This window comes from Luteibacter sp. ME-Dv--P-043b (genome assembly GCF_030209605.1).
In the GTDB taxonomy this organism is placed as follows: domain Bacteria; phylum Pseudomonadota; class Gammaproteobacteria; order Xanthomonadales; family Rhodanobacteraceae; genus Luteibacter.
On the sequence record NZ_JARVRT010000047.1, the window covers coordinates 1 to 13,811 of the forward strand.

Here is a 13,811-nt window from a genome sequence, read left to right on the forward strand (position 1 = left end):
GGGTCGCCGCAGGCGTGGCCCCGAGGGTGGCACCCGCCGGCTCTTGCTCCACGGCTCAAGGCCCAACGCGATGCCGAAGGCGAGCCCGCCCAGCCAGTTGCCCAAACAAAAAAAGAGCCGCGATTGCTCGCGGCTCTTTCGGGTGTCGCCAGGGCGTTTGGCTTACGCCAGACCCGCCTGCTTCATGACTTCGGCGGCGAAGTCGTCGACGACCTTCTCGATGCCTTCGCCGACAGCCAGGCGCTGCACCGAGATGATCTCGGCACCGGCCTTCTTGAGGGCTTCGGCGACCGTGACGTCACCGTCCAGCACGTACGGCTGGCCGACGAGGGTCACTTCGGCGAGGATCTTGTTGACCTTGCCCGAGACGATCTTGTCGAGGATGTCGGCCGGCTTGGCCTTGTCCTTGTCAGTCATCTTGGAGAGCTCGATTTCCTTTTCCTTCGCGAGGAAATCGGCCGGGACGTCTTCGACCTTGACGAACTTGGGGTTCATCGCGGCGACGTGCATGGCGATGCCCTTGGCCAGCTCTTCCGAGCCGCCCTTGAGCGCCACCAGTACACCGATGCGGCCGCTGTGCGAATACGCGCCGATGATGTCCTGGGTTTCGACCTTGGCCATGCGGCGCACGTCGAACTTCTCGCCGATGGTGAGGGTGAGCGCTTTGGCGCCTTCCTCGACCGTGGTGTCGCCGAGCTTGGCGGCCTTGAGCGCGGCGATGTCGTCGATGCCGGACTCGAGGGCGACGTTGGCGACGTCCTTGGTGAACTGGATGAACTGCTCGTTGCGCGAGGAGAAGTCGGTTTCGCTGTTGACTTCGACCAGGGTGGCGACGCCGGGCTTCTGCGCGACGGCGATCAGGCCCTCGGCGGCAACGCGGTCGGCCTTCTTGTCAGCCTTGGCCATGCCGTTCTTGCGCAGCCATTCCATCGCCACTTCGATGTCGCCATTGTTTTCGACGAGCGCCTTCTTGCACTCCATCATGCCGACGCCGGAACGCTGACGCAGTTCATTGACGAGCTTGGCGGAAATCTCAGCCATGGTAGTTCCTCAAAGGTTTGATGGGCGCCGCGGCGGGTGTGCCGCGGCGCCGGATGGGACGATGGAGCGGTGACGGGGTGGGGCGCTTACGCGCGACCACGACCACCATCACGGCCGCCGTCACGGCCACCTTCGCGACGCGGGGCACCCTTCTTGTCCGGCGCGCCACGACGATCGCCACGCGGGGCGCTGTCCTTCGCGACCGGGTTGCCTTCCTCGTCCATCTCGACGAACTCGTTGGCATCGCCACGAGCGGCGTTCGGCGAGGCGGCCTTGCCTTCCAGGATGGAGTCGGCGGCGGCGCGGGCGTAGAGCTGGATGGCGCGGATGGCGTCGTCGTTACCCGGGATGGCGTAGTCGACGAGGGCCGGGTCGTAGTTGGTATCGACGACGGCGACCACCGGGATGCCGAGCTTGCGGGCTTCCTGGACGGCGATGTCTTCGTGACCGATGTCGACGATGAACAGGGCGTCCGGCAGGCGGTTCATGTCCTTGATGCCGCCCAGCGAGTTCTGCAGCTTGTCGCGCTCGCGGCGACGGGCCAGCACTTCGTGCTTGACCAGCTTCTCGAACGAACCGTCGGTTTCGGCGGCTTCCAGTTCCTTCAGGCGGGCGACCGACTGCTTGACCGTACGGAAGTTGGTCAGCATGCCACCGAGCCAGCGGGCGGTGACGAACGGCTGGCCGGCGCGCGCGGCTTCTTCGGCCAGCGACTCACGGGCGGAGCGCTTGGTGCCGACGAAGAGGATGGTGCCGCCCTTCTGGGCCAGGCCCGAGAGGAAGTTCATCGCGTCGGTGAAGAGCGGGAGCGTCTTCTCGAGGTTGATGATGTGGATCTTGCCGCGGGCACCGAAGATGTACGGCGCCATCTTGGGGTTCCAGTAACGGGTCTGGTGGCCGAAGTGAACGCCGGCTTCCAGCATTTCGCGCATGGTGACTTGTGCCATGGAATGACTCCTGGGCGAACCGCATCGAGCGGTTCTGAGGGGGTTGGGACCTCCACGCATCCCCGGCTTCGACCCGGTTCTTTCGAACCAGGCACCCCGAAGGCGGTGCCGATGCGTGTGTGGCGTTGGGTGCGACCGGTTACAATCGCGGTTCGTATCGCCGCCGTGGCCACGTTCGCGTGGCTTCGCCGGACAGCAAAACTCGCTAATTGTAGCCTCCGGGGCCGCCCTGCCGCAAGATCGGGTGGAATTCCGGTGGGGGCGCCGCCATTTCCGCAGGCAGGCCCGTTCCCCTGCAGGGCAAAGAACCAAGAGAGAGCCGCCATGCCCGTCGTACCCAAGACCCCCGAAGAGATCCAGCTGATGCGCGAGGCCGGCCGTCTGGCCGCCGAGGTGCTGGCCATGCTGGTGCCGCACGTCAAGCCCGGCGTCACCACCGAGCACCTGGACCGCCTGGCCCACGACCACATCGTGAACGTGCAGAAGGCCGTGCCCGCCAACGTGGGCTACCGGGGCTTTCCGAAGACCGTGTGCACCTCGGTCAACCACGTGATCTGCCACGGCATTCCCACGGAGACCAAGGTCCTCAAGGACGGCGACATCGTCAATATCGATGTCACGGTCATCAAGGACGGCTGGCACGGCGATACCAGCCGCATGTATTTTGTGGGCACGCCCAGCGTCCTCGCGCGCCGCCTGGTCGATACCACCTTCGAGGCCATGATGAAGGGCATCGAGGCGGTCAGGCCGGGCGCCACCCTGGGCGATGTCGGCGCCGCCATCCAGAAGCACGCGGAGGCCGCCGGTTTCTCGGTGGTGCGCGAGTACTGCGGCCACGGCATCGGCAAGGTCTACCACGACGAGCCGCAGGTGCTGCATTACGGGCGCAACGGCACGGGCCTGGAGCTGAAGCCCGGCATGACCTTCACCATCGAACCGATGATCAACGCCGGCAAGCCGCAGACCAAGTCGCTGCCCGACGGCTGGACGGTGGTCACCAAGGACCACTCGCTGTCCGCCCAGTGGGAGCACACCGTGGCCGTGACCGATACCGGTTTCGAGATCCTCACGCCCTGGCCGGACGCCGCCTGACGTTCCATCGACGCGGCCGCCCGGCCGCTGTCCGTTCCCTGCCACAGCCATCGAGGGCTTCGCCGTGACGCTTCCGCCGCTTCCGCGCCTGCCCGCCGTGGTGCCCCGCTCGGGCGTGTCGCCCGAAGCACGCCGTGCGCTCCGCCAGTTGATGGGCGATGTGGATCGCGCCCTCACCGTCGCCTTCAACGAGGGCGAGGACGCCTCGGCGCTGGCCCGCCGCCGCGCCGAGATCGTCGAGCGCGTCGTGGTGCACGCCTGGGGTGCCTGCCTGGGCGACATCGCCGCCTCCGCCCTGTTCGCCGTGGGCGGGTTCGGGCGCGGCATGCTGTTTCCCGCGTCGGACGTCGACCTGCTGGCCCTGGTAGGCGAAAGCTCGCCGGCGCTGTATCGCGCGTTGGAGAACTTCTTCGGCTGCCTGTGGGATATCGGCCTCAAGCCGGGTCACGCGGTGCGCACCGTGGCGCAATGCCGCGAGCTGGCCGCGACGGAGGCGAGCGTCTTCACCAGCCTGCTCGACGCCAAGCGCCTGGCCGGCTGGCCCATCCTTGCCCAGGAGCTGCGCGGGATACTGGACGACCCCGCGCTCTGGCCCCCGCGGGCCTACCTGGCGGCACGCCTGGCCGAGCGTGACGCGCGCCATGCCCGCTACGACGACACCGCGCAGAACCTCGAACCCAACCTCAAGGACGGCCCCGGCGGCCTGCGCACCCTGGACGCGTTGCGCTGGCTGGGGCGTCGCCTCGCGGACGCCCCCGATTTCGACGCCATGGTGGCCGAAGGCCTGCTCGAGCCGGTGGAGGCCACCCGGCTGACCGACGCGGAAGAAACCCTGCGTCGCTACCGCTATGCGCTGCACCTGGAGGCGGGGCGCGCCGAGGAGCGCCTGCTGTTCGACTACCAGCGCGCGCTGGCCACCCGGCTGGGCTTCGAGGACGAGCACGCGAAAAACCTGGGCGTCGAGCAGTTCATGCAGGGCTACTACCGCGCGGCCACCCAGATCGAGCGTTCCGGCACGCAGCTGGTGGAGCGCTTCGAGGAAATGCTCGATCCGCAGACCCGGCCCGAGGACGTGGGGCGCGACTACGTGCGCTACGGGGCACGCATCGCCGTGCGCGACCCGGACCTGTTCGTGCATCGCCCGGCCGCGCTGGTGGAGATATTCATCGCGCGGCTGGACGAGCCCGGCATCGCTGGCTTTACCGCCGACACCATGCGGCGTATCCAGCATGCGGCCTCGTCGCATGGCGAGTCGCTGGCCGACGACCCCGAGGTGCTGCGCGCCTTCCTCACCCTGCTTCGTCGTGGCGCCCCGGCGGTGGAGGCCTTGTGGCGGATGAACCGCCATGGCCTGCTGGCCGCCGTGCTGCCGGCCTTCGGTAAGGTGGTCGGGCGCATGCAGTACGACCTCTTCCACGTTTATACCGTGGACGAGCACACGCTGCGGGTGCTGCGCAACGTGGCGCGTTTCGCCGACCCCGCCGCACGGCGCGACTTCCCCATCGGCTGCGAGATCTGGCCGCACATCGACAAACCCGAACTGATGCTGTTGGCCGCGCTGTTCCACGACATCGCCAAGGGCCGGGGCGGCGATCACTCGGTGCTGGGCGAGGAAGACGCGCGTGCCTTCTGTGCACGCCTGGGCCTGGGCGACGACGATGTCGATCTCGTCGCCTGGCTGGTCCGCCATCACTTGCTGATGAGCACTACCGCCCAGCGCCAGGACATCACCGATCCCGACGTGGTGCACCGCTTCGCCGCCACGGTGGGCGACTGGGAACACCTCGACCACCTCTACCTGCTGACCATTGCCGACATCATCGGCACCAGCCCGAAGCTGTGGAACGCCTGGAAGGATCGGCTGCTGGCAGACCTCTATACGGCCACGCGCTTCGCGCTGCGCAGCGACCTCACCCCGCCGTCGCATGCGGGCATGCGCGTGCGCGAATGCCGTGAGCGCGCGTTGGGCATCCTGGTCGGCGAGCACGTGGCCGCGGATGAAGTAGCCCAGGTCTGGGCGGAATTTCCCGACGGCAGTTTCCTGCGCCATCGCCCGGAACAGATCGCCTGGCAGACCGCCGCCATCCTGCGCTCGCGCGGCGTCACGCCGCTGGTGGAAGTCCATCCGTTTTCCGTGCGCGGCAGCACCGAGCTGTTCATCTACGCCAGCGATCGCGACGGCCTGTTCGCCACGGTCACCGCCGTGCTCGACCGCCTGCGCTTCTCCGTGGTCGAGGCACGCGTGCTCGTGTCCAGCACCGGCATGGCGCTGGATACCTTCCTGCTGCTGGAATCGGATTCGCAGGCGCCGGCGTCGCTGCAGCGCGCGGAAGAACTGCGCCTGCGCCTGCGTCGTGCGCTGGAGCAGCCCGCCGGCCAGGGGCCGCCCAAGCGCAGCCTCTCGCGCCACCTGCGGCATTTCCAGATGACGCCGCGCATCGAGTTCGTCGACGCGGGCGAGCGCACGCAGCTGGCGCTGGTGTGCACCGATCGCCCCGGCCTGCTGGCGGCCGTGGCCCAGGCGCTGGCCGAAGCCGAGGTGCGCGTGCATGATGCGCGTATCGCGACGTTCGGTGAGCGTGTCGAGGATTTCTTCCAGCTGACCGATCGCGGCAACGCCTCCCTCTCCGCCGAGCGCCGGGAGATCCTGCGCGCTTGCCTGCTTCGCCATATCGGTTTCGAAAACCCCAGGACTGTCGTACATGCAGATGCAAACGCTTGAATCCCTGATCGACGATGCCTTCGAGCGTCGTGCCGACCTGACCCAGAACGACATCGAGGGCCACCTGCGCGAGGCGGTCGAGCAGGTCCTGGGCCTGCTGGAGTCCGGTGAGCGCCGCGTGGCGGAGCCCGATGGCAACGGCGGCTGGAAGGTCAATCAGTGGCTGAAGAAGGCCGTGCTGCTGTACTTCCGCATCAACGGCAACACGGTGGTGGACGGTGGTCCGTCCAGCGCGTTCGACAAGGTGCCGTTGCGCTTCACCGACGGCGACGCCATGGAGTACGCGCAGCTGGGCGCGCGCGTGGTGCCGGGTGCGCTGGTGCGACGTGGCGCGCACATCGCGAAAGACGTGGTGCTGATGCCCAGCTACACCAACATCGGTGCCTTCGTGGGCGCGGGCAGCATGGTCGACACCTGGGCCACGGTGGGCTCGTGCGCGCAGATCGGTGCGGGCGTGCATCTTTCCGGCGGCGTGGGCATCGGTGGCGTGCTGGAACCGCTGCAGGCCAATCCGACCATCATCGAGGACAACTGCTTCATCGGCGCGCGTTCCGAGGTGGTCGAGGGCGTGGTGGTCGAGAAGGGTTCGGTGATCGGCATGGGCGTGTTCCTCGGCCAGTCCACCCGCATCTACAACCGCGCCACGGGCGAGATTTCCTACGGTCGCGTGCCGGCGGGCAGCGTCGTGGTCTCCGGCAGCCTGCCGGCGAAGGACGGCAGCCACAGCCTGTACGCGGCCATCATCGTCAAGCAGGTGGACGAGAAGACGCGCTCCAAGACCGGCATCAACGAACTGCTGCGCAGCGGGGACTGAGCCATGGCGATCACCGTCTACGGCCTGCCGCAGTGCGACACCTGCAAGAAAGCCCGCAACTGGCTGACCCGGTTCGACGTGCCGCACGCGTTCGTCGATTACCGTGCGCAGCCGGTGCCCCCCGCCACGCTCAAGGCGTGGGCGGAGCACCTGGGCGGCTGGGAGAAGCTGGTCAACAAGGCCTCGACCACGTGGCGCACGCTACTGCCGCAGCGCAAGGATCCGCGCAGCGATCCCGAGTGGACGCTGCTGCTGAAAGAGTACCCTGCACTCATCAAGCGCCCTGTCGTCGTCGACGGCGACGAGGTCACGGTGGGCTTCAGCGACAACGCCTTCAAGAAGCGTTTCGGCACGCCATGACCTCCGCCGTTCTCGACCTCACCCGCGACCTGATCCGCCGCCGTTCGGTCACGCCCGACGACGCCGGCTGCCTGCCGTTGATTGCCGGACGCCTTGCCGCCGTCGGCTTCCGCATCCAGCACCTGCGCTTCGGCGACGTCGACAACCTTTGGGCCACCCACGGCCAGGACGGCCCGGTACTGGCGTTCCTCGGGCACACCGACGTGGTGCCCAGCGGGCCGGAAGCGGCCTGGGTCTCGCCGCCGTTCGAGCCCACCGAGCGCGATGGCGTGCTCTACGGCCGCGGTGCGGCGGACATGAAGGGCTCGGTCGCGGCCATGGTCGTGGCGCTGGAGCGCTATGTCGTCGCGCATCCGGATCACGCCGGCACGCTGGGCCTGCTGCTGACCAGCGACGAGGAAGGCGTGGCGCTGCACGGCGTGCGCGAGGTGGTGGATTACTTCGCGGCGGTGGGCCAGCGCATCGACGCCTGCGTCGTCGGCGAGCCGTCGGCGAAGGAACGCCTGGGCGACCTGATCCGGGTCGGCCGGCGTGGCTCGCTCTCCGGCACGCTGACCGTGCGCGGCGTGCAGGGCCATGTGGCCTACCCGGAAAAAGCGAAGAACCCGATCCATGCGTTCGCGCCCGCGCTGGCGGCGTTGGCGGCGGAGCGTTGGGACGAAGGCAATGCGGATTTCCCGCCCACCTCGTTCCAGGTGTCCAACCTCAACGCGGGCACGGGTGCCAACAACGTGATTCCCGGTGAGCTGGTGGCGCTGGTCAATTTCCGTTTCTCCACCGCCAGCACGGCGGACGGCCTGCGCGAACGCGCCGAGGCGATCCTCCGCGCACACGAGGTGGACTTCGCCGTCGACTGGCACCTGTCCGGCCATCCGTTCCTGGCCACGCCGGGAGGCCGCCTGCGCGAGGTGGTGGTCGAGGTATGCCGCGACCTGTGCGGTATCGATCCGGAGCAGAGCACCGGCGGCGGCACCAGCGACGGCCGCTTCATCGCGCCGATGGGCGCCGAGGTGATCGAGCTGGGGCCGGTGAACGCGACCATCCACAAGGTGGACGAGTGCGTGTCCATCGCCGACCTGGAGCGCCTGCCCGACCTCTACGAGGCCATCTGTGCACGGATGCTCGCCTAGCGCTCAGCGTTTTTTCGGAAACACCGCCACGATGCCCGCATAGGGCTTGGTCATGAACGCCGGCGCGCCGGCGTAGCCGTCGTCAGGCGTGTACGCCTGCGAGATGGTGCCGTCCAGGAACAGCGCATCGCGGCAGCCCAGCTGGTCGCGGAACAGGCGGGCGAAGCTGTGGAAGTTGACCGGCGCGCGGCTGACCACGAACACGGCCTCGTGCGCGGATTTCGCGCACACGCCACTGCGCCACTTCATGCTGTCCGAGCCGTTGTCGAACTGCGGATTGACCTCGCCGTCGATCACCAGCATCGGCCCGGACTGGGTGGCGAAGCGCGGCTTGCGCCCCGCGTCGCGGAACGCCTCGGTGGAGGTGACGGCCACGCTGCCATCGTCGTACACGGCGAACACGCCGTTGGGCAGCAGCGAGAAATTGCCCGAGCGCGGGTTGCCGTGGACCAGGTTGAGCGGCACGATCGTCTTGCCGTCCTCGACGAACAGGCCCAGCGGCTTGAACTCGCGGTCGTAAATACCTGCGTTGGTGGCGAAGGCCAGCGGCCGGCCCTTGCCTGCCGCCCAGGTCTTCAGGGCCCCGATGCCGCCGAACGGCTGCCCCGTGTCCGGATTGCGCCAGCGCAGCTCGATGTCCTCCTGCCGGGTATCCACCGTGACGGCGAAATACGACTGGCTGTCGAAGACGATGTCCTGCCCGTCCACGGCATCCGCGGCCGGCGCACAGCCCAGGGCCGACGCGGTGACCAGGATGGCGGTGAGGGCGCGGAGCAGGAACGTGCGATCGAAACGGGGAAGGGGCGGGCGGCGCATGGGTGGATGGTCGCCGGGTCGCCGGGACGACGCAAGGGGTGAATCGCCGTCTTCGCGCGGGGGAGGGTAAACTCCCGGGCTTTTCCACGGTGTCGTCATCGTCATGCCCTATACGCCCATCGTCGCCACGCTCGGTTACGTGTTGTCGCCGGACGGTCGCCGCGTGCTCCTGATCCACCGCAACGCCCGCCAGGACGACCAGCACCTGGGCAAGTACAACGGCCTGGGCGGCAAGATGGAGCCGGGCGAGGACATCGCCGCCTGCATGCGCCGCGAAATTCGCGAGGAAGCGGGCATCGAGTGCGTGGACATGCGCCTGCGCGGCACCCTCAACTGGCCGGGCTTCGGCAAGAACGGCGAGGACTGGCTGGGCTTCATCTTCGTCATCGACCGGTATACCGGCACGTGCCTGGAATCCAACCCGGAAGGCGCACTGGAGTGGGTGGCGCTGGACGAACTGGACACCGTGCCCATGTGGGAAGGCGACCGGCATTTCCTGCCGATGGTGTTCGACGCCGACCCCCGCCCGTTCCATGGCGTGATGCCTTACGAGCAGGGGCGGCTGGTGTCGTGGAGCGTGACGCGGATCTAGCCCGGCCGGTCAGCCGGTGGTCTCGATCCGCTCCACGCGACGCAGGCCGCGCGGCAGCACGCCGCCACGTGTGGCACGGCTGCCGCCGTACTCGACCAGGTCGGCCCATTTCAGCGTGAGCTTGCGCTGCCCCGCATAGAGGGTGACCTCGCCCTTGCCCTCGGCGACCACGGCGATGCCCACCACGCGTTCCTCGCCCGAGGCCAGCTTGGCCTTGGGGATATCGATCAGCTTGTTGCCCTTGCCCTTGTCCAGTTCGGGCAGCTCGGCCACCGAGAACATCAGCAGGTGGCCTTCGCCGGTGACGACGACGATGCGGTCGCGCGACGGATCGGCAGTGATCGTCGGCGTGAGCACGCGCGCGCCGTCGCTGAGGCTGATGATCTGCTTGCCGGCCTTCTGCCGGCCGGTCAGCGCCTCGAAGCGGGTGACGAAGCCGTAGCCGAAATCCGTGGCCAGCACGATACGGGTGTCGTTGTCCGCGGCCACCACGGCGTCGAAGCGGGCGCCGGCCGGGGGGCTGAACCGCCCGGTGAGCGGCTCGCCGTTGCCGCGGGCCGAGGGCAGCGTGTGCGCCGCCGTGGCATAGGCACGGCCGGTCGAGTCGATGAAGGCCACCTGTTGCGTGGTGCGCGCGCGTGCGATCGCCAGCAGGCTGTCGCCGTCGCGGTAGGACAGGGCCTCGCCGTCGATCTCGTGGCCCTTGCCGGCGCGTACCCAGCCCTTCTGCGAGAGCACCACGGTGACCGGCTCGGAGGCGACCAGCGCGCTTTCGTCCAGCGCCTGCGCCACGCTGCGCTCGATCAGCGGGGAGCGGCGCTCGTCACCGAATTTTTCGGCGTCGCCGCGTAGTTCTTCCTTGATCAGGCTTTTCAGCTTTGCCGGCGACTTCAGCAGCACGTTGATGCGGGCGCGCTCTTCCTCCAGCTTGTCGCGTTCCTCGTTGATCTTGAACTCTTCCAGGCGGGCCAGCTGGCGCAGCTTGGTTTCGAGGATGTAGTCGGCCTGCTCGTCGTCCAGGCGGAAGCGCGCCATCAGCACGGGCTTGGGTTCTTCCTCCGTGCGGACGATGCGGATCACCTCGTCGATGTTGAGGTAGGCGATGCGCAAGGCCTCGAGCATGTGCAGGCGGCGCTCGACCCGGCCCAGCCGGTGGGTGAGCCGTCGCGTGACCGTATCGGTACGGAAGCGCAGCCACTCGCTCAGGATCATTTTCAGATCCTTCACCTGCGGCCGCCCGTCCAGGCCGATCATGTTCATGTTGACGCGGAAGCTCTTTTCCAGGTCCGTCGTGGCGAACAGGTGCTGCATCATCTCGTCCGCGTCCACGCGGCTTGAGCGCGGCACCAGCACCAGGCGGATCGGGTTTTCGTGGTCGGACTCGTCGCGCAGGTCCTCGATCATCGGCAGCTTCTTCGCGCGCATCTGCGCGGCGATCTGCTCGAGGATCTTGGACGGCGAGACCTGGTGGGGCAGGGCGGTGATGACGATGTTGCCGTCATCGCGCACGTAGACGGCGCGCGCGCGGACCGAGCCGACGCCGTTCTGGTACATCGCCGCCAGCTCGCGGCGCGGCGTGATGATCTCGGCATCCGTGGGGTAGTCCGGACCCTGCACGTGTTCGCACAGGTCCGCGATGGTCGCGTCCGGGTCGTCCAGCAGGCGGATGCAGGCGCTGGCCACCTCGCGCAGGTTGTGCGGCGGGATATCGGTGGCCATGCCCACGGCGATGCCCATGGAGCCGTTGAGCAGCACGTGCGGCACGCGGGCGGGCAGCCACGAGGGCTCGTTCATCGTGCCGTCGAAGTTCGGCACCCAGTCCACCGTGCCGTGGCCCAGCTCGGACAGCATGACCTCGGCGATGGGGGTGAGGCGCGACTCCGTGTAGCGCATGGCCGCGAAGCTCTTCGGGTCGTCCGGCGAGCCGAAGTTGCCGTGGCCGTCCACCAGCGGGTAGCGGTAGGAGAAGGGCTGGGCCATCAGCACCATGGCCTCGTAGCAGGCTGAGTCGCCGTGGGGGTGGAACTTGCCGATGACGTCACCGATGGTGCGGGCGGACTTCTTCGGCTTGGCCGTGGCGCCCAGTGCCAGCTCGCTCATGGCGTACACGATGCGGCGCTGGACCGGCTTCAACCCGTCGCCCACGAAGGGCAGGGCGCGGTCCAGCACCACGTACATGGAATAGTCGAGATAGGCCCGCTCGGCGTAGTCCTTAAGGGGGATCTGTTCGTAATTGGCTTGCAGATTCATGGGTTTGGCTGTCCGGCAGGCGCGCGTCCGCGCGTCGTAGCCGGAGGATGGTGCCAGAAAGCGGTCTCAGGAGCGAAGACCGGACCTCGGCCGTCACCCGCCCTTCATCTTCCCGAAGCGGAGCCGAACGCAAAATCCTGCGTTCACCGCAGGGCAAAGCGCAGCTTGCTTCCATGGCCGTTTTCCACGGGAAGCACGATGATCAAAGACACCTCAGCCGACGGCCTGCGTGGCCTCGCCGCGGTCAATGTGCTGCTGTGCCATCTTTTCCTGGCCTTCCTGCCCGGTGGCTTCGCGTGGATCTACCCGGATACGACCACGCCGGCCGCCATGCAGGGCGTGGTCGACCACGTGATCGCCTTCCCGCCGCTGTCGGTGCTTTGGAACGGGCAGTTCGCCGTCTGCATCTTCTTCGTCCTGAGCGGCTACGTGCTGACCAAGTCGTTCATCGAGAACGGCGACGCCACGGTGTTCCGCCTGCGCGCGTCGCGCCGCTACCTTCGCCTGGGCGTGCCCATCTTCGGCTCGGTCATGTTCGCCTGGCTCGTCATGGCGATGGGCTGGAGCCACGCGGTGGAAGCGGGCGCGCTGTCCGGCTCGCACTGGCTGGCGGACTTCTGGAAGAAGCCGGCCGACCTGATGGAGGCCCTGCGCGACGGTACCTACGGCACGATCCTCGGCGGCTGGTCGCGCTTCAATCCCACGCTTTGGACGATGAAGATCGAATTGCTTGGGTCGATGTTCGTCTTCGCCTACCGGTCGCTCACGCTGCCGGGGCGTGCCGCGCCGTTGAATTTCGTCTTCGCGGTGGCGCTGCTGGCGTGGTTTTTCCCGCACGACTGGCCGTACTACACGGCGTTCCTGGCCGGCAGCCATATCGGCGAGGCCCGACTGACCCGGTCGCGTACGTGGCTGGCGCTGGCGGCGATCGGTGTGGTGATCTTCGGCGGCTTCGACGCGTCGCCGTGGTACGACTGGACCCGCGTGTTGCCGCTGGCCGACAACGAGCGCAAGGCCTTCTTCAACGTGCTGGGTGGCGTGCTGCTGCTCTATATCGTGCGTTGCGGTTGCCTGGATCGCCTCCTGCAGAGCCGTCCCGCCCAGTTCATGGGGCGCATCTCTTATGCTTTCTACCTCGTCCACCTGCCGATCCTGCTCAGCGTCTCTGCCTGGTGCTTCATCCAGATTGCGGGACGCTTCGCGCTCGATCCGGTGCTGGCCGCACTGATCACGGTGCCGGTGACCTTCGCGGTGGTCATCGCCGCGGCCATGGTGTTCGACCGAACCTTCGACCGTTGGGGCATCCGGCTGGCCGCATGGGTGTTCCCGGCGCCGCGCTCGGCGGTGCGCACCGTGGCGCTGCGCAGCGCTGACGGTTTCCGGCGGCGGGTGCGTTATCACCGTCGTCGCCCGCTGGAGAAAGCGGGCTGATGCGAGGCGCGTGACGAACGGGCCATGCGGCGCCCCGGTGCTACCGCGATGATCGGGGCTCCATCCAGGAAACCAGGGGCCCACCATGTCGCGTCGTCGTCTTGTCCTGCTGTCCGCGTCCTTGCTCGCTTGCGCCGGCGCCGCCACGTCTGCGGCCGCCGGTGCCCCGTCCGTCACGGCCGAGGCGGCCGTATCCCGCTACGTCGCCGCCGAGCATGCATTCGACGTGGCGGCGTTGCGCGACGTGCTGCTGCCGCGTTTCGTCGAGGTGTCGCCGCGCGGTGAGGTGGACGAGCGCGATGCCGTGCTGGGCTTCTATGCGCCCGAGAAGAAAACCACGGCGCCGCCCGTTGCCTTGCGCGACGTGGTGTCCCGTGTAAACGGCGATACCGCCTTCGTCACGGCGTCCGTTGTGTTCACGGTGAAGGGTACGGAGCATCGCCTCACGCTGGGCGCGTCGGTCGTGAAGGGCGCGGATGGCTGGCGCCTGGCCTCGGCGCAATACACCGGCGTTCCGCCGCGCAGCCCGTCGGCGCCCCAGCAGCCCTCGGCACCCACGCCGCCTGCCGCACCCATGGCGCCCCGGCCGCAGGCCTGAGCGCACGGACGCGGCGTG

The 13,811-nt window shown here is 68.0% G+C and carries 12 protein-coding genes; 8 read left to right on the plus strand and 4 right to left on the minus strand.

Annotation, left to right across the window (positions count from 1 at the left end):
* Positions 1 to 162: 162 nt before the first annotated feature.
* Together tsf and rpsB are read right to left on the minus strand one after the other, a co-directional pair.
* Positions 163 to 1,041, minus strand: coding sequence for a translation elongation factor Ts (tsf, locus tag QRN34_RS18745; RefSeq protein ID WP_036137116.1), 879 nt, complete (start codon positions 1,039 to 1,041; stop codon positions 163 to 165).
* Between the two features lie 86 nt (positions 1,042 to 1,127).
* A complete protein-coding gene (gene rpsB / locus QRN34_RS18750) occupies positions 1,128 to 1,988 on the minus strand; it encodes a 30S ribosomal protein S2 (protein ID WP_036137114.1) in 861 nt (286 codons plus the stop codon).
* Between the two features lie 324 nt (positions 1,989 to 2,312).
* Here rpsB and map point away from each other — a divergent pair, with 324 nt between their 5' ends.
* From map to dapE, 5 genes are all read left to right on the plus strand, one after another.
* A complete protein-coding gene (map, locus tag QRN34_RS18755) occupies positions 2,313 to 3,080 on the plus strand; it encodes a type I methionyl aminopeptidase (protein ID WP_036137111.1) in 768 nt (255 codons plus the stop codon).
* 151 nt (positions 3,081 to 3,231) lie between these two features.
* A complete protein-coding gene (gene glnD, locus QRN34_RS18760) occupies positions 3,232 to 5,802 on the plus strand; it encodes a [protein-PII] uridylyltransferase (RefSeq protein WP_285407025.1) in 2,571 nt (856 codons plus the stop codon).
* The gene (gene dapD, locus QRN34_RS18765; RefSeq protein ID WP_285407028.1) at positions 5,789 to 6,616 is read left to right on the plus strand and encodes a 2,3,4,5-tetrahydropyridine-2,6-dicarboxylate N-succinyltransferase; all 828 of its coding nucleotides are present in this window, start codon (positions 5,789 to 5,791) and stop codon (positions 6,614 to 6,616) included. Before glnD ends, dapD begins: the two co-directional genes overlap by 14 nt.
* 3 nt (positions 6,617 to 6,619) lie before the next feature.
* Complete coding sequence (locus QRN34_RS18770; protein ID WP_285406948.1) at positions 6,620 to 6,976, plus strand: Spx/MgsR family RNA polymerase-binding regulatory protein; 357 nt, start codon at positions 6,620 to 6,622, stop codon at positions 6,974 to 6,976.
* Positions 6,973 to 8,106 carry a succinyl-diaminopimelate desuccinylase gene (gene dapE, locus QRN34_RS18775; protein ID WP_285406950.1) on the plus strand — a complete coding sequence of 378 codons (1,134 nt, stop codon included), beginning with the start codon at positions 6,973 to 6,975 and terminating at the stop codon, positions 8,104 to 8,106. Before QRN34_RS18770 ends, dapE begins: the two co-directional genes overlap by 4 nt.
* A 3-nt stretch (positions 8,107 to 8,109) precedes the next feature.
* Here the strand turns inward: dapE and QRN34_RS18780 are convergent, their stop codons facing one another.
* The gene (locus QRN34_RS18780; protein WP_285406953.1) at positions 8,110 to 8,922 is read right to left on the minus strand and encodes a phosphodiester glycosidase family protein; all 813 of its coding nucleotides are present in this window, start codon (positions 8,920 to 8,922) and stop codon (positions 8,110 to 8,112) included.
* Between the two features lie 103 nt (positions 8,923 to 9,025).
* Between QRN34_RS18780 and QRN34_RS18785 the strand changes: the two genes are divergently transcribed.
* Positions 9,026 to 9,514 carry an 8-oxo-dGTP diphosphatase gene (locus QRN34_RS18785; protein ID WP_285406956.1) on the plus strand — a complete coding sequence of 163 codons (489 nt, stop codon included), beginning with the start codon at positions 9,026 to 9,028 and terminating at the stop codon, positions 9,512 to 9,514.
* 9 nt (positions 9,515 to 9,523) lie between these two features.
* On the opposite strand, the gene parC is transcribed toward QRN34_RS18785, so the two are convergent.
* The gene (gene parC, locus QRN34_RS18790) at positions 9,524 to 11,764 is read right to left on the minus strand and encodes a DNA topoisomerase IV subunit A (RefSeq protein WP_285406958.1); all 2,241 of its coding nucleotides are present in this window, start codon (positions 11,762 to 11,764) and stop codon (positions 9,524 to 9,526) included.
* A gap of 198 nt (positions 11,765 to 11,962) precedes the next feature.
* Between parC and QRN34_RS18795 the strand changes: the two genes are divergently transcribed.
* Positions 11,963 to 13,195 (plus strand): acyltransferase, encoded by a 1,233-nt coding sequence (locus tag QRN34_RS18795; RefSeq protein ID WP_285406961.1) that lies wholly within the window; start codon positions 11,963 to 11,965, stop codon positions 13,193 to 13,195.
* A gap of 85 nt (positions 13,196 to 13,280) precedes the next feature.
* Positions 13,281 to 13,793: a nuclear transport factor 2 family protein gene (locus QRN34_RS18800; RefSeq protein ID WP_285406964.1), complete on the plus strand. Its 513-nt coding sequence runs from the start codon at positions 13,281 to 13,283 to the stop codon at positions 13,791 to 13,793.
* Positions 13,794 to 13,811 lie beyond the last annotated feature (18 nt).

Bases quoted from the DNA above. Each gene is read 5' to 3' on its own strand.
- tsf (WP_036137116.1), bottom strand. From the start codon at position 1,041: ATGGCTGAGATTTCCGCCAAGCTCGTCAATGAACTGCGTCAGCGTTCC.
- rpsB (WP_036137114.1), bottom strand. From the start codon at position 1,988: ATGGCACAAGTCACCATGCGCGAAATGCTGGAAGCCGGCGTTCACTTC.
- map (WP_036137111.1), top strand. From the start codon at position 2,313: ATGCCCGTCGTACCCAAGACCCCCGAAGAGATCCAGCTGATGCGCGAG.
- glnD (WP_285407025.1), top strand. From the start codon at position 3,232: ATGGGCGATGTGGATCGCGCCCTCACCGTCGCCTTCAACGAGGGCGAG.
- dapD (WP_285407028.1), top strand. From the start codon at position 5,789: ATGCAAACGCTTGAATCCCTGATCGACGATGCCTTCGAGCGTCGTGCC.
- QRN34_RS18770 (WP_285406948.1), top strand. From the start codon at position 6,620: ATGGCGATCACCGTCTACGGCCTGCCGCAGTGCGACACCTGCAAGAAA.
- dapE (WP_285406950.1), top strand. From the start codon at position 6,973: ATGACCTCCGCCGTTCTCGACCTCACCCGCGACCTGATCCGCCGCCGT.
- QRN34_RS18780 (WP_285406953.1), bottom strand. From the start codon at position 8,922: ATGCGCCGCCCGCCCCTTCCCCGTTTCGATCGCACGTTCCTGCTCCGC.
- QRN34_RS18785 (WP_285406956.1), top strand. From the start codon at position 9,026: ATGCCCTATACGCCCATCGTCGCCACGCTCGGTTACGTGTTGTCGCCG.
- parC (WP_285406958.1), bottom strand. From the start codon at position 11,764: ATGAATCTGCAAGCCAATTACGAACAGATCCCCCTTAAGGACTACGCC.
- QRN34_RS18795 (WP_285406961.1), top strand. From the start codon at position 11,963: ATGATCAAAGACACCTCAGCCGACGGCCTGCGTGGCCTCGCCGCGGTC.
- QRN34_RS18800 (WP_285406964.1), top strand. From the start codon at position 13,281: ATGTCGCGTCGTCGTCTTGTCCTGCTGTCCGCGTCCTTGCTCGCTTGC.